Below are 23,606 nucleotides of genomic sequence, written 5' to 3' on the forward strand. Positions count from 1 at the left end.
TCTCAACGCGCCGCGTTCGTGTGGGAGTCAACTGCCGGCGCAGTCTCATTGACGGCGGGGTCGCGGGCGGCCGGAGGATTCTGCGGCTGACCCTGCGGGCCCGGCCCCTGCGGAGCCGGCTGCGGCTGCAGGGTCTGCGACGGCTTCAGGAAACGGTCGCGGTTGTCCGCCCAAGCCTGAAGGCAGGCGGGATCACGCGTACCGGCTTCCCCAAGCTGCTGGCAGCGCCGCAGCTCGGTCTTCAGCGGGTCGATGCCCGTTTCGGTCCTCGCGGCGACGCTGCGATAGAGCGGCGGTTCGTCCTTGCGGGAGAGTTCGATGGCCGTCGCCGTGATCGCGAAGGTCACGAAGCCAATGGCGCCGACACGCGCGAGAATCTTTCCGTCCATCGCCGCGCCCTCAGTTGCTGCCTGGGAACATCTGCGCGTTGCCGGGCTGGTATCCGGTGCCCGGCGTTAGGAAGCGGCGGCGTTGTTCGCGGCCCTGTTCGGCTGCGGCCGACCGCTCGGCCTCGGCGAGCGCTTGGGCGCGGCCGTTGGCGGAGACGACGGCGGTGAGATCGGCGAGCTGCTGGGCCTGCAGCGCGAGGAGCTGGTTGCCGGCCTGTGTCGCCTGCAAGGCGCCGGTCGCGCCTTGGCTCTGGCCGACCAGCGCCGACATCTGCGTGCGGTTGGTGTCGATGTTGCCGACGACGCCGGCCTGGACGCGCATTGCGTCTTGGAGTCCTGAGACCGTATTGTTCCAGCGTTCCTTCGCCTGGGCGACGAGCTGCTGGTCGGACGCGCTCATCGAGGCGCTGCCGGCCCCGTAGTTCGTTCGGAAGGCCTGGTCGATGTTCTGGACGTTGTAGGCGATGCGCTGGGCCTCGCCGAGGAGCTGCTGGGTGCGCTGAACCGACTGCTGAAGCTGCTGGAGCGAGGAGAACGGCAGGCTCGTGAGGTTGCGCGCTTGGTTGATCAGCATCGTCGCTTCATTCTGAAGTGATGTGATCTGGTTGTTGATCTGCTGCAGCGCGCGGGTCGCCGACAGCAGGTTTTGGGCGTAGTTGGTGGGATCGTAGACGATCCACTGCGCCGAGGCCGGCGCGACCAGCACCGGCGACACCGACAGCGGCGCGGCGAGAATGGCGGCGGCGAGCGCCGCGCGGGGGACACGCAGTTTCATGGCTGGCTCTCCAGGTTGGTGAGGTTGGGAATGAGGTCCGCCGCCCAGTCGACGCCGCGATGGCGCAGCCACGCCGCGAGGAAGCCCTCGCGGCCGTGCTCGGTGACGAGACGGTCGATGGCGGCCTGGTCGGTCTTGGAGGACGCCGCACAGAGCGCGAGCGCGACGTCGGCGAGGCCGAGCTCGAACAGCCGGTTGCCGCGGCGGCTCTGGCAGTAATAGTCCCGCTTGGGCATCGCCCTTGCGAGGATCTCGATCTGCCGGTCGTTGAGGCCGAAGCGCCGGTAGATGGCGGTGATCTGCGGCTCGATCGCACGTTCGTTCGGCAGCAGGAGCCGGGTCTGGCAGCTCTCGATTATGGCCGGCGCGATCGCGGAGCCGTCGATGTCGGAGAGCGACTGGGTGGCGAAGACGACGCTGGCGTTCTTCTTGCGCAGAGTCTTCAGCCACTCCCGAAGCTGGCCGGCGAAACCCTCGTCGTCGAGGGCGAGCCAGCCTTCGTCGACGATGATCAGCGTCGGCTCGCCGTTCAGCCGGTCCTCGATGCGATGGAAGAGATAGGAGAGTACCGCCGGGGCCGCGGCCGTCCCGATCAAGCCTTCCGTTTCGAAGGCCTGGACGGTGGCGATGCCGAGGTGCTCGCTCTCGGCGTCGAGCAGCCGGCCGTAAGGGCCGCCGACGCAATATGGCCGTAGCGCCTGCTTGAGGTCATTGGACTGCAGCAGCACCGACAGGCCGGTCATGGTGCGCTCGGCCGTGGGCGCGCTGGCCAGCGACGACAGCGCCGTCCAGATCAGCTCCTTGACCTCGGGCGTGACCTGGATGCTCTCGCGCATCAGGCTGGCGACGATCCAGTCGGCGGCCCAGGCGCGTTCGGCTGCCTCGTCGATCCGGGAGAGCGGCTGCAGCGCGACACTGTCGGCCGAGCCCTCGGTCAACCCGCCGCCGAGATCGTGCCAGTCGCCGCCCATGGCGATGGCGGCGGCGCGGATCGAGCCGCCGAAGTCGAAGGCGAAGACCTGCGCGCCTGCGTAACGGCGGAACTGCAGCGCCATCAGCGCCAGCAGCACGGACTTGCCCGCGCCGGTCGGGCCGACCACCAGCGTGTGGCCGACGTCGCCGACGTGAATGGAGAACCGGAACGGGGTGGACCCTTCGGTCTTGCCGTATAGCAAGGGGGGCGCACCAAAGTGCTCATCCCGTTCCGGCCCCGCCCACACGGCACTCAGGGGGATCATGTGGGCGAGATTGAGCGTCGAGATCGGCGGCTGACGGACATTGGCGTAGACGTGGCCCGGCAGCGAGCCGAGCCAGGCGTCGGCCGCGTTGATCGTCTCGGGCATCGCGGTGAAGTCGCGGCCCTGAATCACCTTCTCGACGAGACGGAGCTTCTCCGACGCGACACGCGGATCGTTGTCCCAGACGGCGATCGTCGCTGTGACATAGGCCTGGCCGGCATAGTCTGCGCCGAGTTCCTGCAGGGCCAGATCGGCATCGGCGGCCTTGTTGGCGGCGTCCGTATCGACCAGGGCGCTCGCCTCGTTGGTCATCACCTCCTTGAGGATCGCGGCGATCGACTTGCGCTTGGAGAACCACTGCCGCCTGATCTTGGTCAGCAGCTTCGTCGCGTCGGTCTTGTCGAGCAGGATCGCTCGGGTCGACCAGCGATAGGGAAAGGCGAGCCGGTTGAGATCGTCGAGGATGCCGGGCGTCGTTGCGGTCGGAAATCCGACGATCGTCAGGATGCGCAGATGCGCATCGGCAAGGCGCGGCTCCAGGCCACCAGTCAGCGGCTGATCGGCGAGCAGCGCGTCGAGATACATCGGCGTCTCGGGGACGCGGACACGATAGCGCTTCGTCGAGACGGTCGAGTGCAGATAGGTCAGGGTCTCGACATCATCGAGCCACGCGCATTCCGGCATGAAGGCTTCGACGAGCTGCAGGATGCGATCGGTGCGGTCGACGAAGCCGCGAAGCGCCTCCCAAGCGTCGACACCGCGCTCGGCCTTGCCTTCGTAAAGCCAGCTCTCTGCGCGCGCGGCATCCTCGGCCGGCGGCAGGAAGGTGAAGGTCAGGAAATAGCTCGTCTCGTAATGGATGGCGTCCTCTTCGAAGTCGGCCTTGCGCTCGGCATCGACCATGGCCGAGGCGGCGTCGGGAAAACGGCTCGCCGGATAGCCGCCGACGCCATGGCGCTGCGCCTCGACGAAGATCGCCCAGCCGCTGCCGAGACGGCGGAAGGCGCTGTTGAGGCGGCCCGCGACCGCGACGAGCTCGGCCTGTACGGCGGAATCGAGATCGGGTCCGCGGAAGCGCGCGCTGCGCTGAAACGAGCCGTCCTTGTTGAGGACGACGCCGGGCGCGACCAGCGCCGCCCAGGGCAGGAAATCGGCGAGCCGAGTCGAGGTGCGGCGATATTCGGCGAGGTTCATCATGGCGCGCCTCAGACGTTCAGGTGGCCGGGGATGCGGAGGTGCCGGCGGCCGACGTCGACAAATTGCGGGTCGCGCTTGGCCGCCCAGACGGCGGCGAAATGGCCGATGGCCCAGAGACCGAGGCCGACCAGCCAGAGGCGAAGACCGAGACCGAGAGCGGCGGCGAGCGTGCCGTTGAGGATGGCGACGGCGCGAGGTGCGCCGCCGAGCAAGATGTGCTCGGTCAAGGCCCGATGGACCGGGACGGTGTAGCCCGGCACGTCGCCGCCGCTCTCGATCAGGCCCGCCATTAGACGAGCGCTCCGCCGCCGAACGAGAAGAACGACAGGAAGAAGCTCGACGCGGCGAAGGCGATCGACAGGCCGAAGACGATCTGGATCAGGCGGCGGAAGCCGCCCGAGGTGTCGCCGAACGCGAGCGTCAGGCCGGTGACGATGATGATGATCACCGCGATGATCTTGGCGACCGGCCCCTCGATGGATTCGAGGATCGATTGCAGCGGCGCTTCCCACGGCATCGAGGAGCCGGAGGCGTGGGCGGCCGGGGCGAGCAGGACACTGGCCAGGAGGACGGATGCGGTTGTCGCGACATGGCGACGAAAATGCAGGGCACGGCGGATCATGCGGGTTCTCCTTCGGGGGACTGGGTTGCGGGGCGGACGCGGTAGTCGCCGTCGGCGCTGAGGCCCTCGACGCGGCCGAGCTCGGCCAAGCGGCGGGTGGAGCCCCGCCCCGAGAGGACGGCGACGAGATCGATCGTCTCGGCGATCAGCGCGCGCGGGACGGTGATGACGGCTTCCTGGATGAGCTGCTCGAGGCGGCGGAGCGCACCGAGCGCGGTGCCGGCATGGATCGTGCCGATCCCGCCGGGGTGGCCGGTGCCCCAGGCTTTGAGCAGGTCGAGCGCCTCGGCGCCGCGTACCTCACCGATCGGGATGCGGTCGGGACGAAGGCGCAGCGAAGAGCGGACGAGATCGGAGAGCGTGGCGACGCCGTCCTTCGTGCGCATGGCGACGAGGTTCGGCGCGGAACATTGCAGCTCGCGGGTATCCTCGATCAGCACCACGCGGTCGGAGGTCTTCGACACCTCGGCGAGCAGCGCGTTGGTGAGAGTCGTCTTGCCGGTCGAGGTGCCGCCGGCCACGAGGATGTTGCGGCGATCGGCGACGGCCTGGCGCAGAATTTCGGCCTGCTCGGCGGTCATTGTGCCGGCGGTGACATAGTCCTGCAGCGTGAAGACGGCGACGGCGGGCTTGCGGATGGCAAAGGCCGGCGCCGTCACCACGGGCGGCAGAAGCCCCTCGAACCGCTCCCCCGTTTCCGGCAGCTCGGCCGAAACCCGGGGATTGCCGGCATGGACCTCGGCGCCGACATGGTGGGCGACCAGGCGCACGATGCGCTCGCCATCGGCCGCGGAGAGCCGCTCGCCCGTGTCCGACAAACCTTCCGAGAGCCGGTCGACCCAGAGACGGCCGTCGGGGTTGAGCATCACCTCGACTACGCTGACGTCCCCGAGGAATCCGGCAATGGCGGGACCGAGTGCGGTCCGCAGCATGCGGGCCCCGCGAAGTATCGCCTCAGATTTCTCGGAAGAACCGGCCACGTTGTCCCCGTTCTTTGCGGGACCGCGTCAGGCCGTCCCTGGATCGGGGATGATTAAGAGAACCGGAAATCGGCCGGCGGCAACAGGTTGTTTTGCTCGTCGTACCGTGGCGTACAAAGACAGGCGTTTGGCGGAATCGCCGAATACTTGAGTTGCCGCAATCGCTGCTTATTGCGCGTCGCGCGCGGGATCTATGTCCTCGGAAATCTCCTGCCGGAGCTTGGGACCCTTGGCGAGTCTGCGGCCGAGCGCTGCGACGAAGGCGTCGTAACGCTCACCCGCCTGCGCTCGGGCGGCGGCCTGCGCGGGCTCGGGCAGTGGCGGGTTGGTGGTCAGCCAGAACCGCACGAAGACGGCGAGCATCTCGATCGAGATGCCGACGTCGCGCTCCATGCGGGTCATGCGACGATCGAGCTGATCGAGGCGCTTGGTCGTGGCCGCCTCCTGGCGCTCGGCGGCGTCCGGTGACAGGAAGGACGCGATCGCCGCCTCGGCGATGAGCGAGCGCGACTGATCGCGCCGGGCCGCATGGGCCGCGAGGGCCTTCATCACCTCGGGTTCGAGATAGACCGACAGGCGCTGCTTCTTCGATGGATTGGGCATGGGCGCCTCACAGCTCCGTGCCGTCGTTCGGGTCGAGCGAGACTTGACGCGCCACGCCCTGCATGATCTGGTTGGCGCGGCTGATCCGCGCCGTGTCGTCGTCGGCCTCGTCGTCGAAGCCGCCGTCGAATTCATTCTCGATCGGCGCCTTCTTCTCGACCGGCGCGGCGCGTTCGAGTTCCGGCTGGTGACGCCGTTCCGATCCGGTCGGATCTTCGTCACCACCATCATCAACGATCACCGCACCGACCGACACCACGCTCGCCGGCCGTGCCGGAAGCGGCAGCCGGCTCCAGTCGTCCGCGCCAGGCTGCGTCGGTCTGGCGAGCGCTGGCGGCGCCATGATCCGATCCTTGAAGCGGCGATCCTGGTAATAGCGCGCCTTCTTCGCGCGGATCGGCGGCGTGCCCGCGACCATAACGATTTCGTCGGCGGGCGGGAGCTGCATGATCTCGCCGGGGGTAAGCAGCGGTCTGGCGGTCTCCGAGCGGGACACCATCAGGTGGCCGAGCCAGGGCGAGAGACGATGGCCGGCGTAGTTGCGCATGGCGCGCATCTCGGTCGCGGTGCCAAGCGCGTCGGAGACGCGCTTGGCGGTTCGCTCGTCGTTGGTCGCGAAGCTGACGCGGACGTGGCAGTTGTCGAGGATCGAGTTGTTGGGTCCGTAGGCCTTCTCGATCTGGTTCAGCGACTGCGCGATCAAGAACGCCTTCAACCCGTAGCCCGCCATGAAGGCGAGCGCGGATTCGAAGAAGTCGAGCCGACCGAGCGCGGGGAACTCGTCGAGCATGAGGAGCAGCCTGTGCCGGTTGCCTTTGGCCTTGAGGTCCTCCGTCAGGCGCCGACCGATCTGGTTGAGGATGAGCCGGATGAGCGGCTTGGTGCGGGCGATGTCGGATGGCGGCACGACCAGGTAGAGGCTGGTCGGCTGGCGGGCGCCGACAATGTCCGCGATGCGCCAGTCGCAACGGCGCGTCACCTCGGCGACGACGGGATCGCGATAGAGGCCCAGGAAAGACATTGCGGTTGAGAGCACGCCGGAGCGCTCGTTGTCGGACTTGTTCAGCAGCTCGCGGGCGGCCGACGCGATCACCGGGTGCGGGCCGCTTTCGCCGAGATGGGCGGTCTTCATCATCGCCGCCAAGGTGGATTCGATCGGCCGCTTCGGATCGGAGAGGAAGGCGGCGACGCCGGCGAGCGTCTTGTCCTCCTCGGCGTAGAGGACATGCAGGATCGCGCCGACGAGCAGCGCGTGGCTGGTCTTCTCCCAGTGGTTCCGCTTTTCGAGGCTGCCCTCCGGATCGACCAGGATGTCGGCGATGTTCTGCACGTCGCGGACCTCCCATTCACCGCGGCGCACCTCGAGCAATGGATTGTAGGCGGCCGACTTCGCGTTGGTCGGGTCGAACAGCAGCACCCGGCCATGCCGAGCGCGGAAACCGGCGGTCAGCGTCCAGTTCTCGCCCTTGATGTCGTGGACGATCGCCGAGCCCGGCCAGGTCAGCAGCGACGGCACGACCAGGCCGACGCCCTTGCCGGAGCGGGTCGGCGCGAAGCAGAGCACATGCTCGGGCCCGTCGTGCCGGAGGTAGGCGCGGTCATATTTGCCGAGCACCACGCCGTCCTCGCCGAGCAAGCCGGCGCCGCGCACTTCGTCATCATGCGCCCAACGCGCCGAGCCGAAGGTCTCGGCGTTCTTCGCCTCGCGGGCCCGCCAGACCGACATGCCGATGGCGACGGCGATTGAGATGAAACCGCCTGACGCGGCGATATAGGCGCCCTCGACGAAAATCGGCGGCGCATAGGCGTCGTAGAAATACCACCAGGGAAAGAAGGACCATGGGTAGTAGATCGGCCAGTCGCCGAGCATGAACCATGGCGCTCCGAGCTGAGGCTGGAAGCCGAGCCGGTAAGCCGTCCATTGCGTGGCGGCCCAGGTGGTCAACAGGACGATGGCGAAGACCGTGAGGATCTGGCCCCAGAGGATCTTTGTGGCGGACACGACGGGGTCCTTTCGCTTGGGATGGTGGTCACAGGCCGAGCCCCCGCTGGCGGCCGAAGCTCCAGTCGACGCCGCCGTCGCTGCGGGCGACGCCAGAGACGTGACGGCCGAGCTGTTTTTCGAGTGATGGCGTCCAGGGCACGAGGCTGAAGCCGAGCCCGTCGTCGATCATGGCGAAGCGGCCGCTCGCGAGGTTCAGCCGCCGCTGATAGATGCCGGTGACATATTCGTCGGGTTCCGGTTTGACCTGCGGCCGGCCGATGTCGGCGGCGATGCGTTCGGCGACCGCCTCCATCTCGCGACGCCGCAGCGTGTCGACCAGGCCGGGCTGGAAGCTGACGCCGCGCTTCTGGCGCTCGGCAAGGCCGTGGCCGACAAGATGCTCGGCCCGCCGATCCATGGCGTCGCGCACCTCGGCGCCGAAGCCGCCGCCGAGCGCTGCCGGCTCGCGGGCGATATTCTGCCGGTCGAGCCAGGTGGCGCCGGTCGCGGTGACCTGCCGCTCGATGTCGAGATCGGACCGCACCGCGATCGCCACGCGGCGCTGGCCGCGCGCGTCGTCGAATTTCCGAAGCTCGACGATCGAGCCCGGCGCGCTGTCGCCGGCCGCGTCGAGGTCAGGGAGCTTGATGTGGTGGGTTCGGCCGTCGACGCCGTCGACCACGGCGAAGGCGGTGCCCTTCAGCTCGTCGTCGAGGCCGCGGGCGACCAGGCGGCCGATGACCGGAGCGTTGAGGCTTTCTGACGCCAGCACATAGCCCGCCGCGCCGCGCTCGATGCCGCGCTCGGTCAGGCCGTGATGGATGCGCTTGATGATGTCGCCGCGTTCGCCGAGTTCGCGGAGCGTCGCCTCGGCCTTGTCCGAGATCGTCCATTGTCCCGGGCCGATCTCGTCGGCGAGGCCGAGGCCTTCGAGCTTGCGCAGCCGCCCGATCTTGAGGGCATGGAATTCGTCGGGCTGCCGATCGGGATGCGGTGCGAGATCGATGACGCCGGTCCGATAGGCGTCGCGGGCGAGCTGGCGATCGAGGTTGGTCCAGCGGTCGGCGTCGATCTGGCGCTCCAGCGTCCGCCGGATCTCCTGATCGGTGCGCGGCCCCAGCTCCTGGGTGATCAGGTCGCGCGCCCGATCGCGCATGCCCTCCTTTATGTAGTCGCGCGAGATGACCAGGTTCTCGCCGTCATCTCGCACGCCGCGCACGATCAGATGGACATGCGGATGCTCGGTGTTCCAGTGATCGACCGCGACCCATTCGAGCCGCGTGCCGAGATCCTTCTCCATCTGGCCGACCAGCTCGCGGGTGAAGCCCTTGAGGTCGGACATCTCCAGCGCGTCGTCCGGCGAGACGATGAACCGGAAGTGGTGGCGGTCGTCCTCGGACCGCTCCGCGAGGTCCTTGGCGTCGACGTCATCGCCGCCCGGACCGAACAACCGGGCCTTCTCCCCGTCGCGGGTGACGCCGTCGCGGCGGAGATAGTCGAGATGGGTCGAGAGCGGCGCGGACCGCCCCCCGTGACGGACGACCCGCGCCTTGATGACCGCACCGCGCGAGCGGGCGGTGATGAGGCGGTTCGCCTGGATGGAGGCGCGCTGGCCGCGCCCGAACCGGGACCGCGCGCCCGACCCGATTTTCCCTTGCCGGGAGACGCTGCCGCCGGCGCGCTGGGCGGCCGCCAGCGCCTGGGCGATGAAGGGCCGCGCCCGCTGCGCGCTGGTCGAGCGGATGCGGCCTGGCCGGATGCGGAAGTCGTGGTCGTCGGTCATGCCCGGCGCTCCACACATCGCGCCAACGCGATGATTTTGCTTGGGAATGGGCCGATGCGCAGGCTGCGCCGATCAGGCGCACCTCGCGAAATCGCGGCATAACCCCTTGAAAAAACACAACCGGACCGAAGCGCACATCGCGCCCCTTTATCCTGCCATCGTGCGGTTGTGTTTGCGGTCCTCCCTCCCAACGCCCTCCAAACTGCGCTGGGGTTCGCCATGCTGCGATGGACGGGAAAGGCGGTCATCGCGGGCCTGCAGGCTCCCGTCGGGAGACGAACAGGCCGCCGGTCGGGCTCGCATCGGCCGCGACATCACGCGGTGGAGCGGCTGTATTGCCGTCACGCGCCTGTGCGTCCGCCTGCACCGGAGCTGCGCCCGGCCCGCGATCCGATGCGCCGATGAAGAGCGGCGCGCGCGTCCAGGCCAGCGGGTCGGCGGCGGCAACGGTAACGATGGCCGGAAACGCTTCGCCGCCGACAAGGGGCGCGAGCTGGGCGACATAGGCGCGCGTCTCGGCCGGCAACGGGCGGCCATTCGCGAGGTGGTCGTCGTACCGTCCGGGTCCCGCATTGTAGGCCGCGAGAAAGCCCGGTGCGCCGTAGCGATCGTAGAGTTCGCGCATATAGGCCGTGCCCCCGATGATGTTGTCGCGGGGATCGAACGGATCGCTGCCAAGGCGATAGCGGGCGCGCAGATAGGCCCAGGTTTCGGGCATGATCTGCATCAGGCCCATCGCACCCTTGGGCGAGACGGCGCGCGCGTCGTTGGCGCTTTCAACACGCATGAGCGCGCGGATCCAGGCGACCGGAACGCCGAACCGCTGCGAGGCCTCGCTCACGAAGCCGGCGAGCTGGGTGCTCGCCTCGGCCGGAACCGGCGGCACGGCCTGAGCCTGCGCCGGCGACATTGGCGAAGCGGCGATCGGTAGGCCGGAAAGGAGAAGTAGGAGCAGCCGGGAGGCGGCACGGGACTTGTCCGTGCCGCTCCGATGATGCTGCGATCGATGCGGGCCGCGCACCGCTCAGTCCTCGCTGTCGCGCGTGTTGGGGCGCGGCTTGGCTGGCCGCGACCAGTGCAGACCCCAGGTGCCGTTGTCGTCGCCGGAGCGGAAGAGGTTGGCGCGCAGCGGACGCGGGAACAGCGGGCTGTCGAGCTGCACGGAGACGTAGTCGCCGGCACGTTCGCCGACATGCTTCCAGCCGGCGCCGATCTCGATGCCGTCGTCCCCGCCGAGCAGGACACGGTAGTCCGGCGCGTTCTCGGCCTCCGACGCCTCGGCCGGAACGAAGGCGAGTTCGGCGTCGATGCCGAGCGCGGTGAGCCGCCCGGAATAGCCGGACTTGGTGCGGGTGAGTTGGCCGATCTGGGTCATGTTCGTCTCCTTGGGTTGGGGGTGGAAGCGGCAGTTCAGCGGGTCGGCGCGCGCCAGACGTAGCCGCCGTTGCCGTGCTCATCGGTCCAGAGCGGCGTCGCCCGGCCGATCACATCGCTGGTCGGCAACGGTCCGAAATAGCGGCCGTCGAGGCTGTCGCGGACCGACCAGTTCATCAGGAAAAGCTCGCCCTCGGCGATGCGTCGGCAGCCGTGCCAGACCGGCAGCGAGCGGCCGAGATGGTCGCGATCGAGCGCATCGCCCATCGGCACGCCATCGACAGTGATGGCGTGATCGCGGCGGCAGACCTGTTGACCTGGAACGCCCGCGACCCGCTTCATCAAGGGCACCCCACTGCCGATATAGCCGCGTTCGACCATGAAGGCGGCGAGCGGTTCGGGCGCGCGCACGGCCACTAGATCGGTGACCTCGAAGCGGTCGGCTGGCGCGATGCTGTAGAGCCCGATCGGCGTACTCGCCGAGGCGTTCCAGATCAGCTTTGTCGGGAAATCGACGAAGGCGGCGATCGCCATGCCCATGGTCAGGACATAGGTGACCATGACGTAGCCGAAGCGGCTCATGATCCGGCCCTCCGACGCAGCAGGAAGGCCTTGTGGTGCTCGGCCGTGTAGGATCGCGGCTGTTCGCCGGCGCTCATCCTGTTGTGGATGTGCCGCCAATGATCGGGCGACACGTCGCTCGGATCGATGCCGATCGCCTCGATCGCATCGATCATCTGCAGCACGCGCTCGACCTTGGGCCATCCTTCAACCTTGAGCAGGGCGTCACCGCCGGGGCGCACGAAGGGCACGGTCTGCTGCGGCTCGCCGGCGCAGACGGTGCGCAGCACGTCGAGATGTGAGGTGATGGTGCCGTAGTCGTTGGCGGCCCAGCGCACGAAGGCGAAGACGCTATCCGGCGCAAAGCGCAGCACGCGCCGACGGCGGTCGAGGATCTGTTCGCCGACCTCGCGGCCGAACCTGATCCAGTTCTCGACGCGCTTCTCGATCCAGGTGAGTTCGACTTCGGTCAGGTCGTGGGGCGGCGGCGAGGCCGGTCTCGGCTCGCCGCGCGCACGGATGGCGGCGGCGCCGGTCATGTCGCGTCTCCAGTGCTGTCGGGGAATTCGCGCGCGAGCAGCTCGCGCAGCATGTCGGCCACGGTGACGCCGCGCTGGAAGGCGGCGATCTTGATCCGGGCGCGCTGGTCAGGCGTGACGTCGATGGTCAGCCGCGCGGTGTAGATGGCCGCGTCGGGCGGGCGCGGCGCAGGCGCGTCAGCCGCCCTGATCCAGGTCTCCGCGTCGCCCGGTCGGGTGGCGAAGCCGCGCTTCGGAGGCGTCGCGGTCATGGCGCGATCCTCCCGATTTCGGTGACCAGCGCGGCGATCTCGCGGGCGGCGGCGCTGTCGCTGTCTAGCTCGCCGACAAGGCGGCCGGTCTGCGCGGTATCGGCGAAGGCGACGCGCTGGCCGATCGTGGCGGCAAGCAGCGGTGGGTCATGGTCGGCGAGCGTCTCGGCGGTCTCGCGGGCGATGACGGTGCGCGCGGCGCAGCGATTGAGAACGAAGCGCGCGACGAGCTGCTGCCGGTAGATCCGTGCTTCGCCGAGCAGCGACAGCATCTCGGCCGAGGCCCAGCCGTCGAAGGGCGACGGCTGCACAGGGATCAATACCAGATCGGCGGCGAGCAACGCCGAGCGCATCAGCCCGGCGACGCGTGGTGGCCCGTCGATGATAACGTGATCGACGTCGCGGGCGATCTCGGGCGCCTCGCGATGCAGCGTGTCGCGCGCCAGGCCGACCACCCCGAAAAGCCGAGGCAGGCTTTCACGCGCCCGCTGCTGCGACCAGTCGAGCGCCGAGCCCTGCGGGTCCGCATCGATGAGGGTCACGCGTTGGCCGCGCTTTGCCCATTCGCCGGCAAGGTGGAGCGCAATCGTCGTCTTGCCGACGCCGCCCTTCTGGTTGAGCAACGCGACGATCATGACGGTCTCCCGGCGATCGGGGACTCGTCCACACGCCGCGAAAATGCGGTTCGCGTTAGAAAGATTCCGAAGGAATCTAGGTTAGAGAAGTTACGGGGCTCGCAAGTTGCTGATTCAGCGAGCGGATTCGGCGATTCCGGTCCCCGATAGCACGAGGATCGGGTCCTCGATGGCACGATGGGTCCGGTCCCTGATAGCACGAGACGATTCACAGCTTATCCCCAGGGCGCTTGGTCCAGCGGCGGCGCTGGCGAGGGATGCCGAGCGCGTTCGGATCGATGGGTTTGAAGGAGAGGATTTCGGGCCCGCCGAGGCACTGCTCGATGGTCAGGCGATAGCCCGGCAGCGGCTGGCGGCGGACGATGTCGCGCAGGTCGTAGGCGAAGTGCTTGAGCGGCGAGAGCGAGCCGGACTTGGCGTGGAGATGCGGGAAATCGAAGCTCCAGCCGAACTCCTGCTTGCCGCCGTGCTTGCGCACGAGGCGATAGAGCCAGCGCTCCAGGCCGCCCGTCAGGCCGAAATAGTCGCGGTCGATGGTCAGCACGAGCGCGTCATCGAGAACGGCGGCGTAGAACCAGTCCGGCACGATCAGCTCGAGGCCGAGCGGCCGGCCTCTGCCGTCGGCGCGCTCCTTCCACTCGTTGATCCAGGAGAAGCGGTGCAGCCGCCGCTCGGTCGGCTGGCGAATGGATGTCGCCACCGTCGTCGACTGGAGACGGTCGAGCGCGGCCTTCAATCGGTCGTAGTCCCGCAGGCCGACGCCGCGGCCGATGAACTGCAGAATTTCGTAAGGCGTGGCCGCCATCAGGCGCGACGGGCGCAGGCCGTGATCACGCGCCTCGACGATCTGGGACGCGGCCCAGATCAGCACGTCGGCGTCCCAGATGGTGGCCATCCCGTGTTCGGGGACGGCTTCTACGCGGATCATGATCGAGCCCGCCTTGAAGTCGATCGGTGCGATCCGCTTCGACTTGCCAAGGGCGAAGAACGGGTACGCCATCAAGTCCTGCGCGTCGCGGGGCGCGAGATCACCAGGCAGCGCCCGGAAGAGATCGAGCTGCTCGCGTTCGCTGCTGTGAAGGCGCGCCGACATGCCGGGACTCAGCGCGGGAGGCGGCCGGCGACAGCAGGCGAAACCGCCTGGCGCTTGGCTGGAAGAACGGTGCCGCCGCGCGGGTCGGACGTTGAGGTGACGAGGCCGCGATCCGCCCAGGCTTGGAGGTCGTCGACGGAGTAGACGACGCGGCCGCCGAGCTTCCGGTAGGTCGGGCCGGTGCCGTAGGTACGATGCTTTTCGAGGGTGCGCTCAGAGAGGCCAAGGAAGCGGGCAGCCTCCTGCGTTCTCAGGTATCGTGGCGGTAGATTGGCGGCTTTTTCGGCCATGATCGAACCTCCGTGGTCTCGCGGGAGGCCGCTTCGGATGAGCGGCGGGTTGCGAGCACGGTGGCGCGAAGACGGCGCCTTGAACGATGTCGAAGTAAGAAGCTTAAATTCGACACCCGATGGGTGTCAGCGCTCGCGTCGGGGACGGCGCAGCAGCGCCCGGTATCCGCCGCGAACGAGCTTCATGCCGTCGCGGGCAAGACGAATGGTCGTTTCGCGGATGGCGCTGCCAACCCACGACGACGCGTCGTTCTCATGTTGGGGGAAAAGAAAGTGGGCGATGGCCCGGTAGGTGGCGCCCGTTTCGCGGGCATCGACGGCGCGTAGCATCTGTCGCGCCCGTTGAAGCCGCTGGGGCGTGATGCGCAGGTCCGCCGGCACCGCACGGCCTGTCGCGGCCGACCAGAACCGGCCCAATGCCGTCAGGCGGTCCGGGGTCATCTCGTCGAGCGGGATCACCGCGGCGAGCGCGTCGCCTTCTTTCGAACCTGAAAGGCTGACATCGAATCGCTTGCCGTGGAGGTTCAACCGCAGAAGCGCTGCTTCGCGCTCTCGGACAGCGTGAGCCCGAAGATCGTCAACGGTGAGATGAGAACCTACGGAAGGGGCGGGCCCGCTTTGGAGGATGATTGCCGCCGGATCGGTTTGCGGGGTCCAGAAGATCGGCTGCGCGAGGCCCGTGATGCGTGGGTCTGCTGCGAAAACATAACCCCCATTGCTGAGCAAACGCCGTCGCTGTTTCGTCGCTCAATCGCCTGGAGGACAACAATTCCTGAAAGGACCTCCTGTAATCCGGGTTTCGCCGTAGGAATTCCCAGGCAAGTTCGCTTGTCGTAAGCTGATCGATATAGTCATAGGCGGCCTCAGACCGCCAATTTTCTTCCTCGGACATCCTCCGCCGCCTCCGCGCAAATGTTACGCAACGCGAGTTGTGAAGCGATGACGATTCCAAGTTGAGTGATTGCTGGGAAGAACGAAGTCGGATCAACGTGATGCAAATCCTGCATCGCCTCAGTGGAGGCGGGGCCCCAGGAGTTCGCCGTAACCGCTTTGGGTCATCCATTTGGCGCGGGAGAGATGAGCGGTGTGGACGCGGGCGGCGCGTTCTGGATCGGTTTTGGCACAGATTCCGAAGAGCGCTTCGACGACTTCTTTCCAGTCCGCACCGTCAGCGTCAGCATCGAGAAGGCGCAGGTAAAGCTTCAGATGCGCCTGGTCATAGGCGGTGAGAGCTGCGCCATCAGGCGGCTGATCCAGAAAGTCTTCTTTGGTCACGGTATCCCCCGTTCATAGATGTATCCATTTTGAAGGGGATTGTTAACGCTGTTTTGAGAGCAGAGGCCATTGCCAGACCGTGTACACGGCGGCGGAGCGGGGCGATTGCCCGCCGACGCGTCAATCGTCTCTCTTCCTGTTGACAAGCATCACTCCCACACCCTGGTCGGAGTTCAGGAAGACGATCCCGCCGCCCTCGAACGCGCGCCGGACTTCATCGCGCGTGCTCTCATAGACCTCGAGGCCGCTTTCGGACTCGAGGCGCTTCAGCGCGGTCAAAGATACCCGGGCCCGGTCAGCGAGCGTCTCCTGTGTCCAACCCAGCAACGCGCGTGCGGCCCGAGATTGTCGGGCGGTGATCATGCATGATCACCTCCCATTCGGACCTACGCCCACGCCAGAACTACGACTATAATAGTCGCTCCAAGGCGCCAAGGCCAGCTTTAAGGCCCTCTGGCGGTCTTTGCTTGCATCCATGCGGCTCGAACTGATTCGGTCGCCCTAGACGTCGAAGACCCCGGCCTCCCGACCGGGGCCTTGCGCGGGGACTCAGTCGCCCCGCCGCCCGTTGGGCCGGGACCAAATCAGCGAGAACGTGTCGCCTTCCTCGTCGTCGAAGAGGTTGGCGTAGATCGGGGCGTTGAAGCTCGGATCGTCGAGCTTGAGGCCCAGATAGTCGCGGCCCTCGTTGGAGCGCTTGGACCAGGCCGCGCCGATCTCGGCACGGCCGACCAGGACCCGGTGGCTGGGGGCGTTCTCGCCGGTGGCGCGCTGGTCGGGGACGATGCGCACGTTCTTGGCCTGGACGCTGAGGGTGACGATTTCGCCGGTGAACTCGTTCGAGCCGGTCTTCTTGAAGGTGCCGATGGTCGCCATTGTAGGTCTCCGTTTTCCGTTCCCGAGCCCGCACCATTGCGGCCTCCATGGCGATCGGCAGGCCGGAGGCGATCGACGGCGCACCCCGGAGGGGCCTGACAGCTAAGGAGGGCTTTCTTGTCTCGCGAGGAATAGCGGCGCAGCCGGTAGGGGAAGAAAGTTCGACGCGGCTGTTGCGTCATAGGCGATCGAGGCGCAGCCGGCCTTCGGCCAGATCAGGCCATTGAAGAGGCCGTTTGGAGCGGTCGAGGCAAGGTCAGATAACGGAGAAGATGGCGGCCGTCCCGCAACGGCAACCGGCGCCACGGCATGCTCACCGACTTCGTCTCCTCCCGCCAGGCCGACGCTGCTGCATCCCGGCTTTCCACCGCCGCCACCGAGATCGCCGTGCCGATGTCCCGTGCCAGCCAAGACACGGCTCTGCTCCCGCAGCGCTCCAACGAGTACCGCCTTTCCGGACCAGCGTCGATCCGCGTCGGACACGCCCATCGTTCCGGCATCAGACGACGGGAGCGACCACGGCCACGGCTGCCCTGATCCTGCTGACGGCGATGACGAAGATCAGGCCCGTGCAAGGTCCCGGCCGGACGGGGCCGGAGCCGTCGCCATTCCAGCGACCCGCACGAAGGCGGTGATGCCCACCGCGACCGCGCCGATGACGGAGAAGGTGATCTGCCACGCGTTGGACGGCATAAGGTGCTGCACGATGCCATGGGTGGCATGGAAGCCGGCGATCGCCGCAGGCGCCACGAAGGCTGCGGCCACGATCAGCTTCAACCACATAGGCCGGACGAAGGTGATGAGCAGATGGCCGGCGGCGAGCGTGATCGCCGCCGCGACGGCGCCGACCACAATGGCGCCCGGGATGCCGGCCCCCGTACCGTGCGCCCAAGCGCCTGCGGTCACGCCGACGAACGCCGGCAGCGCGAAGACGGCCAGCGTGAACAGCAGCCAGCAAAGCAGGCCTATCGCTGCGACGGATGCAACTATTGCTAGGATGATCATGGCGGTGGTCTCCGTATGGACAAGGTCTGACGGCCGCGCCTCCACCACCACCACGGCGCGGCTGAAGTATAGCGCAAGAGCGCCCGTGCCGGGAGCGGAAATCAGCGGCGATTTCCGCTCCTGCGACCCGATCGCCCCGGTCAAGGGGCGAAGGGGTCGATCTCATGGACGATGGCGGCGATGTCGCCGTCATATTCGCTGGCGGGGGTGACCGACAGCGTGCCGTCGCCAGCCTGGAAGATGATGATGGCGGCCATCAGCGTGGTGGCGAGGCTGAAGGCGAAAGCGTGAGCGTCGTTGAGGGACATCGATCCGGCTCCTGTTCGAGCGGAGGGCCATCCCCCGCTAACAGGCGCCCGATGTGTCGGGCTGAGCGCTGCAATCACCGCGCAGGCGAAGCCGCAGCGGCGGCATGCTGGCATAGCCGACCCTTCACGGGTTGATGGCGTCAAGCGATCAGTCTGACCAAGGATCAGCGCAGAAAAGCGGGGTTGGTGCTGCCCCACGATTGGTGTCGGGACGACTATCGATCGGAACGAGCGTCATGGAGCCGATATCCCAGCACCCGGCATTTTGTCGTCCTCATCCTTCGCGGGCCATGGCCTGATCTGTCGTCCCATCTTCTCGACGATCGGAATAGGAGCGAGGGCTCCTCGTGTCGTGACAGACCATTGCGAACCGTCGATATAGGGTTGGTCGTCTCGCGTGTAGCCGGCGGACACGTTGCCGTCCTGACAACTCAGTTCGAGACGCTGCAGGACGCCGCCAATCGAGCCGAAATACTCATTTTCGATGTCCCGCAGCATTCCTTCTTCCACGAGCTTCTTGTCGGCCACATCGTGCTGAGCTACGCGTAGTTCGTGAATGTCGCGGTCCTGCGCATTGGCGGATTTGGCTCGGACGTCATCTCTGTGCTTATTCACTTTGCTTCTGAGTTTACTTGCATATTGCTCGAACAACGTGTCTCGGCCGATTGTCATGAGGGTATTTTCGTCGGCCCAAATCAATTCTTGACGGAGGCCCGTAGCGGCGCGCCACGTCAGCTTCGCGACCCACGGCCTTCCGTCGTCAAAGCCGAAGAGCAGGAAGAGCGCCACCGGCTTTCCATCCCCACTATGCTTGTCGAAGTAATCGGTGATGAGTGTTCCTGCCAAGTTCATCAGGCCTCCGGCTTCCGGTCTAGGTTCGTCGCCTTGCGGCGCGATCAGCGCGCCGAACGCTCGGGAGATGTGCGCAACGAGCGAGAGGCACTCAAAACATGACCCTGAGAAACCGAGCCCGACTTGAGTTTCGTAATAGGGATCATCCCAGGAGCCGATGCCGGGCGTCAGACCGTCCAGTCGGAAACAGCGGATAGGGAGGGCAAACAGCTTGGTTGTCGTGTCATTGACCGTTTTGAAAGTGCCGTCTTCGCGTCCAATCGAGGCTCGGCTATCTGCCAAGGCGGTGATGCGATGAATTCCAAAGCTGCTGTCTAGCCGAACGCTTACGAGTGTCATGATATAAGGGCTGCTCCGATAGGTGCTAAAGCCGCGATATTACGACAGAACTGACCCCTTTTACATTCGAGAGCTTCGACGGAAAGGTCACCAGTGCTTCAAGGTAGGGCGGCGCTTACGCGCCGCCGAACTTCCAGACAGGGATGCCGAGCTTCTTGGCCTTATCGGCGAGGTTGTCGTGGATGCCGGTGCCCGGGAAGTGCATCACGCCCTTGGGCACGATCTCCAGGATCTCGTCGTTGCGCTTGAAGGGTGCTGCCCGGCCGTGCTTCGTCCAGTCGGGCGCGAAGCCGATCTGCGGGACGTTTCGATTCTTTGCCCAGAGCGAGGCGATCTTCTCGGCGCCCTTCGGCGATTTGCCGTGGATCAGCACCATGTCGGGATGCTTCTCGTGGACCTGATCGAGCTTGGCCCAGATCAGCCGGTGGTCATCGAAGTCGAGCCCGCCGGTGACGACGATCTTCGGGCCCGGCGGCAGGAGTACCTCCTGGTCTGCGCGCTTCTTCGCCATCAGGAAGTCGCGGCTGTCGATCATCGCCGAGGTGAGATTGCGATGGTTGACCTTCGATCCGCTGCGCGGAAGCCAAGTCTTGCCGACGTGGCGCTCATAGTGTTCCGCGGCTTGGTCGCGCATTAGCTCGAAGGCGTTCTGGCGCTCGATCAGCGTCATGCCCTCGGCGATCAAGCGCTCCAGTTCGACGGATTTCACCTCGCTGCCGTCCTGTTCGCGCTGCGCCCGCTTCTGGGCCTGCTCGTTGTCGTCCAGTTCCCGGCCGATCCGGTCGGTGGCGCGGTGGAAGACGTTGACGGTCGACCAGAGGAGATCGTCGAGGTCGGGTTCGAGGCGTGTGTCCTCCAGGGTGCCGATCAGGGCGTCGAAGATGTCGGCGACAGCGCCTGCGACCTGGTTGCCGTCAGGCAGTAGCCGCTGGTCGGGCTCGTCGGTGAAGGGTCGGTAGCCGTGGAGCTGGAGTTCGTTGAGGGCATGGTCGGTGGGTGAGGATTCGTGGTGCGGTTCGAAGTCGTCGTGATCGCGCATGGGATGCTCCGTCGGTGGGACCGCGACCGTCGCGGCCTTCATGGCGACGAAGCCCACGGGCCGGACGGCCGGGCACCCGGAGCGCAAGCGCAGGGCTCGATGGCTAAGGCCGGCTATTTTGCCTCGCGATGGAAAGCGGCCGTCAGGCCGCGCCGGAAAATAGTCGGCCGCCGCCATTGCCCGGCTGGCCGGCTCGTGGGCCGATCGCCCTCTCGAAGGCCGAGGCGCGGTCCCCCTCCGACGGATTGACGCATCCTCCGGGCACGGCGGCGAACCGCAGGCCCGTTCTCCTGCCGGGCTATGCCGCTAACGCCATGAAGCGGGCGACGTCCTGCGGTGCGATCTGCAACCGGGCTTCCATGCGCAGGGCATCCAGGCCGAGGGTGCGCAGGTCCTCGTTGAAGTCGTCCAACTCGGGCGAGATGACGATCGCTTCGATCCCGGTCGCGTTCGCTCGTTCGATCAGGGTATCGCGCGCGCCGTCACCGGCCGGATCGTTGTCGCGGACGATGTAGAGCCGCCGTAGCGTGTCGGGGAACAGGATGGCGGCGAGATGAGCGGCTGAGAGCGCCGCCAGCATCGGCATGGAGGGAACAGCCTGCCGGAGCGACAGGACGGTCTCGATGCCTTCGCCGGCCGCCATCACCTCGCCACCGATGCCGAAGCGGACCGCGTTACCAAGAAGATCACCCATGGCCCGCCTCGGCGTGTCGATCGGCGCCTTGTCGCGTCGGCGGGGATCGAGCCAAGTGCGATGCGCCCCGGTGATCTTGCCGTCGAGGTCCGTGACGGCCGCGATCATCGCCGGCCAGGTCTCGGTCGGCGAATGCTCGTCGGGCCGATAGTAGCAGCGCGGGTGGAAATGCAGGCTTCCGGTTCCGCGTAAATCCGTAATGCCGCGTTCGCGTAAATACGCCTGTACGAGCGTGCCGTAGATCGGCTGCGACATGCGGACCAGCCGAAGGGAGGCCTCGGGCGACCCATGCGGCCCCGGGCTTTGCCGCGGTTGCTGGCGAGATTCCGGCTCCGGCGGTGGCATGCTGAGGAAGGTCCGCGCCTCGTCCGTGACGTCCTTGAAATCGAGCAGGCCGCAGCTTTCGCGGATGACGTCGAGGAGATCGCCATGCTCGCCGGTCGCTGCGTCGGTCCATTTGCCGGCTGGGCCTTTGGGCGTGTCCTTGAGCCGGACGTACATCGAGCGGCCGGGCGTGTTGCGCACATCGCCAACCAGCCAATAGCCGCCCTCGCGGCGTCCGCTGGAAAGGTAGTGCCGGCACACCGTCTCGGCACGATCGGCGAGGCGACGTGCAAGATCATGCGGATTTTGGTTCATGGTCGTATCCCATGCGAAAAGGCCCGCCGTCTCCGGCGGGCCAGTCTCGCAAGTCGTTGACGGTTTATTCTGCCGCGACCGCGTGGGGGATGTCGTCGGCTATCTCATCCTCCGCGAAGGGCTCGTCCTCGGCTATGGCCGTTTCGCCCTCGATTGCCGTCGATTGTGCGAACGCCTCAATGGTTTCGCCGATCGCGGCGGGTTCGACATTCGACGCGCTTCGCTCGGCGGTGCGAAGCGGCTCAGGCAACCAGCCGCTATCGCTGAGCAGCGTCTCCGCCTCCGCCGCCATGTCGCCCTTCTTCAGATGCTCGATCCGATCGGCGGCGCGCTGCCCCTTCGCCTGGGAAACCGCCTGAAGGATGCGAGCCTTCGTCACCCGGCCGAGGAAGTTGTCCACGGTGGGCTTCCAGCCCGCGGCGACCATGTCGAGGTCGACCGCCTGCGCCAGCCGGTCGGCATGGGCGGCCGCACGGGGCCGCCGGTTCCAGGGCTCGTACACCGCGTTGACCGAGAGGCTGACGATGTGGGCGAACAGGGCCGCCTGGCTGTCGCGGTCCCACTCCTGCAGGGTGTCCCAGAGTTCGGCCGATTCCTTGGGAAGTGCCTTCGACCAGCTCTCGTGACGCACGCGGATCGCCTCGGCCGATGCGCTGTCGTTGAGCCCCGGCGCCTGCGCCCCGAAGCTGACGCTCTTCAGATCGAGTTCGAGGCAGCTATCCGAGCCGTAGTGGTAGAAGGTCTTCAGCGTCAGGACGTGCAGCGCCGCGATGAAGGCGACGTCCGGTCGCTCGCCGAGCGCGTTGCGCAGGCCAAGCGTCCGATGCGAGGTCAGCTCGGTCATCAGGCGGTCGGAGATGGGCGAGAGACCCTCGTGCTCCTCCAGTTCGGCGTCGGGCTCCGCCGTCACGACGGCCTCGTCGCCCTCGTAGCTTGCGGCGACAGCGCGTTCATCGTCGCCGTCCTCGTCCGACTCGGACGCGGGTTCGGCCGCCAATTCGTCTTCCGGCCGGACATAGCCCCGTTCGACACGAAGCTGGCCGTCGGCACCGATGCTAACGAAAGCGCCGGCGCGAGCGATCTCGGCCACGTCGAACAGCACGGGACGGTTGTCGAAACCCTCGATCAGCGTCTCCAGCTCCGACAGGCGCTCATCCGCTTCATCCGGAAGCTCGTCGGGGTCCAGGTATTCCTCGGAAAGCCGGTCGAACTCGGCCTGGAGCGCGTCGCGGCTCGCTTCTTCTTCGGCGGTCAGCGGCATGGCCTCGCCGCGAAGCTGGCGCAGACCGAAGGCTTGGCCGTAGGCGAAGTCCGGCGCGACCTCGATCCACTTCCAGCCTTCGGCGGCGATCGCCTCGGCGTCCGCCTTCAGCTTGTCGGCCACCATCTGGTCGACGAGCGGCACATCCTGCAGCCAGCCGCCATCATCGCCCTGGAACAGGTCGCGCAGCACGGTGCCGCCCGCCGCCACATAGGCGTCGAGGCCGATGAACAGCGCCCGCTTGTCGGAGGCGCGGACCGCGCCTTCAGTCAGCATGCGGCGGATGACGTAGGGCTGCTTGTCGTAGGAGACCTTCAGGCGCTCGAAGACCTGTTCCTGGCGTTCCTGGTCGCCGGAGACGGTGAAGGCCATCAGCTGGTCGAGCGTCATGCCGTCCTCGGCATAGACGTCGAGCAGCGCCGGCGAGACCGAGGCGAGCTTCAGCCGCTGCTTCACCACGTTGACCGAGACGAAGAAGGCGGCGGCGATCTCCTCCTCGGACTGGCCTTTCTCGCGCAGCGCCAAGAACGCCCGGAACTGGTCGAGCGGGTGCAACGGCGCGCGCTGGACGTTCTCGGCGAGCGAGTCCTCCTCCGCGATGCCGCCGTCGCGGACGATGCACGGGACCGGCGCAGTCTTGGCGAGGCGCTTCTGCTTCACAAGCAGTTCCAGCGCCCGGTAACGCCGGCCACCGGCCGGGATTTCGAACATGCCGGTCTCGACGCCGGCTTGGTCGACGACAGCGCGCACGCTCAGGCCCTGCAAGAGGCCGCGGCGGGCGATATCGTCGGCCAGCTCCTCGACCGAGACGCCGGCCTTCACGCGCCGGACGTTCGACTGGGAGAGCAAGAGCTTGTTGAAGGGGATGTCGCGCGAGGGCGAGAGGGTGATCTTCTGAACAGGGGTAGCCATCGGGATGTACTCCGCGACGAGCGCCGAAAGCCTCTCTCTCGGCATCAACTCGTCACGAAGCGCAGCACCGCCCTCTCACTCTAGAGGGCAGC

Annotated in this window: 28 protein-coding genes; all 28 read right to left on the minus strand. The window is 67.0% G+C overall.

The annotated features are described in order from the left end of the window. Nucleotides 1-2 precede the first annotated feature (2 nt). The gene (gene trbK-alt / locus C0R46_RS11225) at nt 3-389 is read right to left on the minus strand and encodes a putative entry exclusion protein TrbK-alt (protein ID WP_102959683.1); all 387 of its coding nucleotides are present in this window, start codon (nt 387-389) and stop codon (nt 3-5) included. Between the two features lie 10 nt (nt 390-399). After that, nucleotides 400-1,164, minus strand: coding sequence for a P-type conjugative transfer protein TrbJ (gene trbJ / locus C0R46_RS11230; RefSeq protein ID WP_102959684.1), 765 nt, complete (start codon nt 1,162-1,164; stop codon nt 400-402). Then, nucleotides 1,161-3,599, minus strand: a complete 2,439-nt coding sequence (trbE, locus tag C0R46_RS11235) for a conjugal transfer protein TrbE (RefSeq protein WP_102959685.1) — start codon at nt 3,597-3,599, stop codon at nt 1,161-1,163. The genes trbJ and trbE overlap by 4 nt, the downstream gene beginning before the upstream one ends. Nucleotides 3,600-3,607: 8 nt before the next feature. Continuing rightward, a complete protein-coding gene (locus tag C0R46_RS11240; RefSeq protein ID WP_102959686.1) occupies nt 3,608-3,889 on the minus strand; it encodes a VirB3 family type IV secretion system protein in 282 nt (93 codons plus the stop codon). Further along, on the minus strand, nt 3,889-4,221 hold the full coding sequence (locus C0R46_RS11245; protein WP_102959687.1) for a TrbC/VirB2 family type IV secretion system protein: 333 nt from the start codon (nt 4,219-4,221) through the stop codon (nt 3,889-3,891). Before C0R46_RS11245 ends, C0R46_RS11240 begins: the two co-directional genes overlap by 1 nt. Further along, nucleotides 4,218-5,153 carry a P-type conjugative transfer ATPase TrbB gene (trbB, locus tag C0R46_RS11250; RefSeq protein ID WP_425349877.1) on the minus strand — a complete coding sequence of 312 codons (936 nt, stop codon included), beginning with the start codon at nt 5,151-5,153 and terminating at the stop codon, nt 4,218-4,220. The genes C0R46_RS11245 and trbB overlap by 4 nt, the downstream gene beginning before the upstream one ends. Nucleotides 5,154-5,369: 216 nt before the next feature. Next, complete coding sequence (locus tag C0R46_RS11255; RefSeq protein ID WP_102959689.1) at nt 5,370-5,804, minus strand: ribbon-helix-helix protein, CopG family; 435 nt, start codon at nt 5,802-5,804, stop codon at nt 5,370-5,372. A 7-nt stretch (nt 5,805-5,811) separates the two neighbouring features. After that, nucleotides 5,812-7,806: a conjugal transfer protein TraG gene (locus C0R46_RS11260; RefSeq protein ID WP_102959690.1), complete on the minus strand. Its 1,995-nt coding sequence runs from the start codon at nt 7,804-7,806 to the stop codon at nt 5,812-5,814. A gap of 28 nt (nt 7,807-7,834) precedes the next feature. Continuing rightward, nucleotides 7,835-9,571, minus strand: coding sequence for a relaxase/mobilization nuclease domain-containing protein (locus C0R46_RS11265; protein WP_102959691.1), 1,737 nt, complete (start codon nt 9,569-9,571; stop codon nt 7,835-7,837). Between the two features lie 244 nt (nt 9,572-9,815). Continuing rightward, nucleotides 9,816-10,592 carry a lytic transglycosylase domain-containing protein gene (locus C0R46_RS11270; protein ID WP_102959692.1) on the minus strand — a complete coding sequence of 259 codons (777 nt, stop codon included), beginning with the start codon at nt 10,590-10,592 and terminating at the stop codon, nt 9,816-9,818. A 3-nt stretch (nt 10,593-10,595) separates the two neighbouring features. After that, nucleotides 10,596-10,946, minus strand: a complete 351-nt coding sequence (locus C0R46_RS11275; RefSeq protein WP_102959693.1) for a DUF736 domain-containing protein — start codon at nt 10,944-10,946, stop codon at nt 10,596-10,598. Nucleotides 10,947-10,981: 35 nt separating this feature from the next. Continuing rightward, the gene (locus C0R46_RS11280; RefSeq protein WP_102959694.1) at nt 10,982-11,527 is read right to left on the minus strand and encodes a S26 family signal peptidase; all 546 of its coding nucleotides are present in this window, start codon (nt 11,525-11,527) and stop codon (nt 10,982-10,984) included. Next, entirely contained in the window at nt 11,524-12,045 is a 522-nt protein-coding gene (locus C0R46_RS11285; RefSeq protein ID WP_102959695.1) for a DUF2840 domain-containing protein, read from the minus strand. The genes C0R46_RS11280 and C0R46_RS11285 overlap by 4 nt, the downstream gene beginning before the upstream one ends. Then, the gene (locus C0R46_RS11290; RefSeq protein ID WP_102959696.1) at nt 12,042-12,296 is read right to left on the minus strand and encodes a ribbon-helix-helix protein; all 255 of its coding nucleotides are present in this window, start codon (nt 12,294-12,296) and stop codon (nt 12,042-12,044) included. The genes C0R46_RS11285 and C0R46_RS11290 overlap by 4 nt, the downstream gene beginning before the upstream one ends. Next, a complete protein-coding gene (parA, locus tag C0R46_RS11295) occupies nt 12,293-12,931 on the minus strand; it encodes a ParA family partition ATPase (protein ID WP_102959697.1) in 639 nt (212 codons plus the stop codon). Before parA ends, C0R46_RS11290 begins: the two co-directional genes overlap by 4 nt. 208 nt (nt 12,932-13,139) lie before the next feature. After that, nucleotides 13,140-14,024, minus strand: a complete 885-nt coding sequence (locus C0R46_RS11300; protein WP_102959698.1) for a replication initiator protein A — start codon at nt 14,022-14,024, stop codon at nt 13,140-13,142. An 8-nt stretch (nt 14,025-14,032) separates the two neighbouring features. Continuing rightward, nucleotides 14,033-14,314 (minus strand): helix-turn-helix transcriptional regulator, encoded by a 282-nt coding sequence (locus tag C0R46_RS11305; protein ID WP_102959699.1) that lies wholly within the window; start codon nt 14,312-14,314, stop codon nt 14,033-14,035. Between the two features lie 126 nt (nt 14,315-14,440). Then, complete coding sequence (locus C0R46_RS11310) at nt 14,441-14,842, minus strand: DUF2285 domain-containing protein (RefSeq protein WP_245413530.1); 402 nt, start codon at nt 14,840-14,842, stop codon at nt 14,441-14,443. A 49-nt stretch (nt 14,843-14,891) separates the two neighbouring features. Continuing rightward, a complete protein-coding gene (locus C0R46_RS21310; protein ID WP_342586506.1) occupies nt 14,892-15,377 on the minus strand; it encodes a transcriptional regulator domain-containing protein in 486 nt (161 codons plus the stop codon). Beyond that, nucleotides 15,326-15,589 carry a DNA -binding domain-containing protein gene (locus C0R46_RS11315; RefSeq protein ID WP_102959700.1) on the minus strand — a complete coding sequence of 88 codons (264 nt, stop codon included), beginning with the start codon at nt 15,587-15,589 and terminating at the stop codon, nt 15,326-15,328. The genes C0R46_RS21310 and C0R46_RS11315 overlap by 52 nt, the downstream gene beginning before the upstream one ends. Before the next feature lie 120 nt (nt 15,590-15,709). Then, entirely contained in the window at nt 15,710-15,952 is a 243-nt protein-coding gene (locus C0R46_RS11320; RefSeq protein ID WP_102959701.1) for a helix-turn-helix domain-containing protein, read from the minus strand. A 186-nt stretch (nt 15,953-16,138) separates the two neighbouring features. After that, the gene (locus tag C0R46_RS11325; RefSeq protein ID WP_102959702.1) at nt 16,139-16,465 is read right to left on the minus strand and encodes a DUF736 domain-containing protein; all 327 of its coding nucleotides are present in this window, start codon (nt 16,463-16,465) and stop codon (nt 16,139-16,141) included. Between the two features lie 561 nt (nt 16,466-17,026). Then, nucleotides 17,027-17,470 carry a hypothetical protein gene (locus C0R46_RS11330; RefSeq protein WP_102959795.1) on the minus strand — a complete coding sequence of 148 codons (444 nt, stop codon included), beginning with the start codon at nt 17,468-17,470 and terminating at the stop codon, nt 17,027-17,029. A 140-nt stretch (nt 17,471-17,610) separates the two neighbouring features. Next, nucleotides 17,611-17,778 carry a hypothetical protein gene (locus C0R46_RS20950; RefSeq protein WP_167713022.1) on the minus strand — a complete coding sequence of 56 codons (168 nt, stop codon included), beginning with the start codon at nt 17,776-17,778 and terminating at the stop codon, nt 17,611-17,613. 234 nt (nt 17,779-18,012) lie between these two features. Then, complete coding sequence (locus C0R46_RS20790) at nt 18,013-18,969, minus strand: hypothetical protein (RefSeq protein WP_157944624.1); 957 nt, start codon at nt 18,967-18,969, stop codon at nt 18,013-18,015. A gap of 115 nt (nt 18,970-19,084) precedes the next feature. After that, the gene (locus C0R46_RS11340) at nt 19,085-20,008 is read right to left on the minus strand and encodes a DUF2493 domain-containing protein (protein WP_102959796.1); all 924 of its coding nucleotides are present in this window, start codon (nt 20,006-20,008) and stop codon (nt 19,085-19,087) included. A 298-nt stretch (nt 20,009-20,306) separates the two neighbouring features. Continuing rightward, nucleotides 20,307-21,341, minus strand: a complete 1,035-nt coding sequence (locus C0R46_RS11345) for a DUF7146 domain-containing protein (RefSeq protein WP_102959704.1) — start codon at nt 21,339-21,341, stop codon at nt 20,307-20,309. A gap of 64 nt (nt 21,342-21,405) precedes the next feature. After that, on the minus strand, nt 21,406-23,514 hold the full coding sequence (locus C0R46_RS11350; protein WP_198598299.1) for a ParB/RepB/Spo0J family partition protein: 2,109 nt from the start codon (nt 23,512-23,514) through the stop codon (nt 21,406-21,408). Nucleotides 23,515-23,606: the final 92 nt, after the last annotated feature.

Origin of the sequence: Mangrovicella endophytica (genome assembly GCF_002893625.1) — a bacterium.
In the GTDB taxonomy this organism is placed as follows: Bacteria; Pseudomonadota; Alphaproteobacteria; order Rhizobiales; family Rhizobiaceae; genus Mangrovicella; species Mangrovicella endophytica.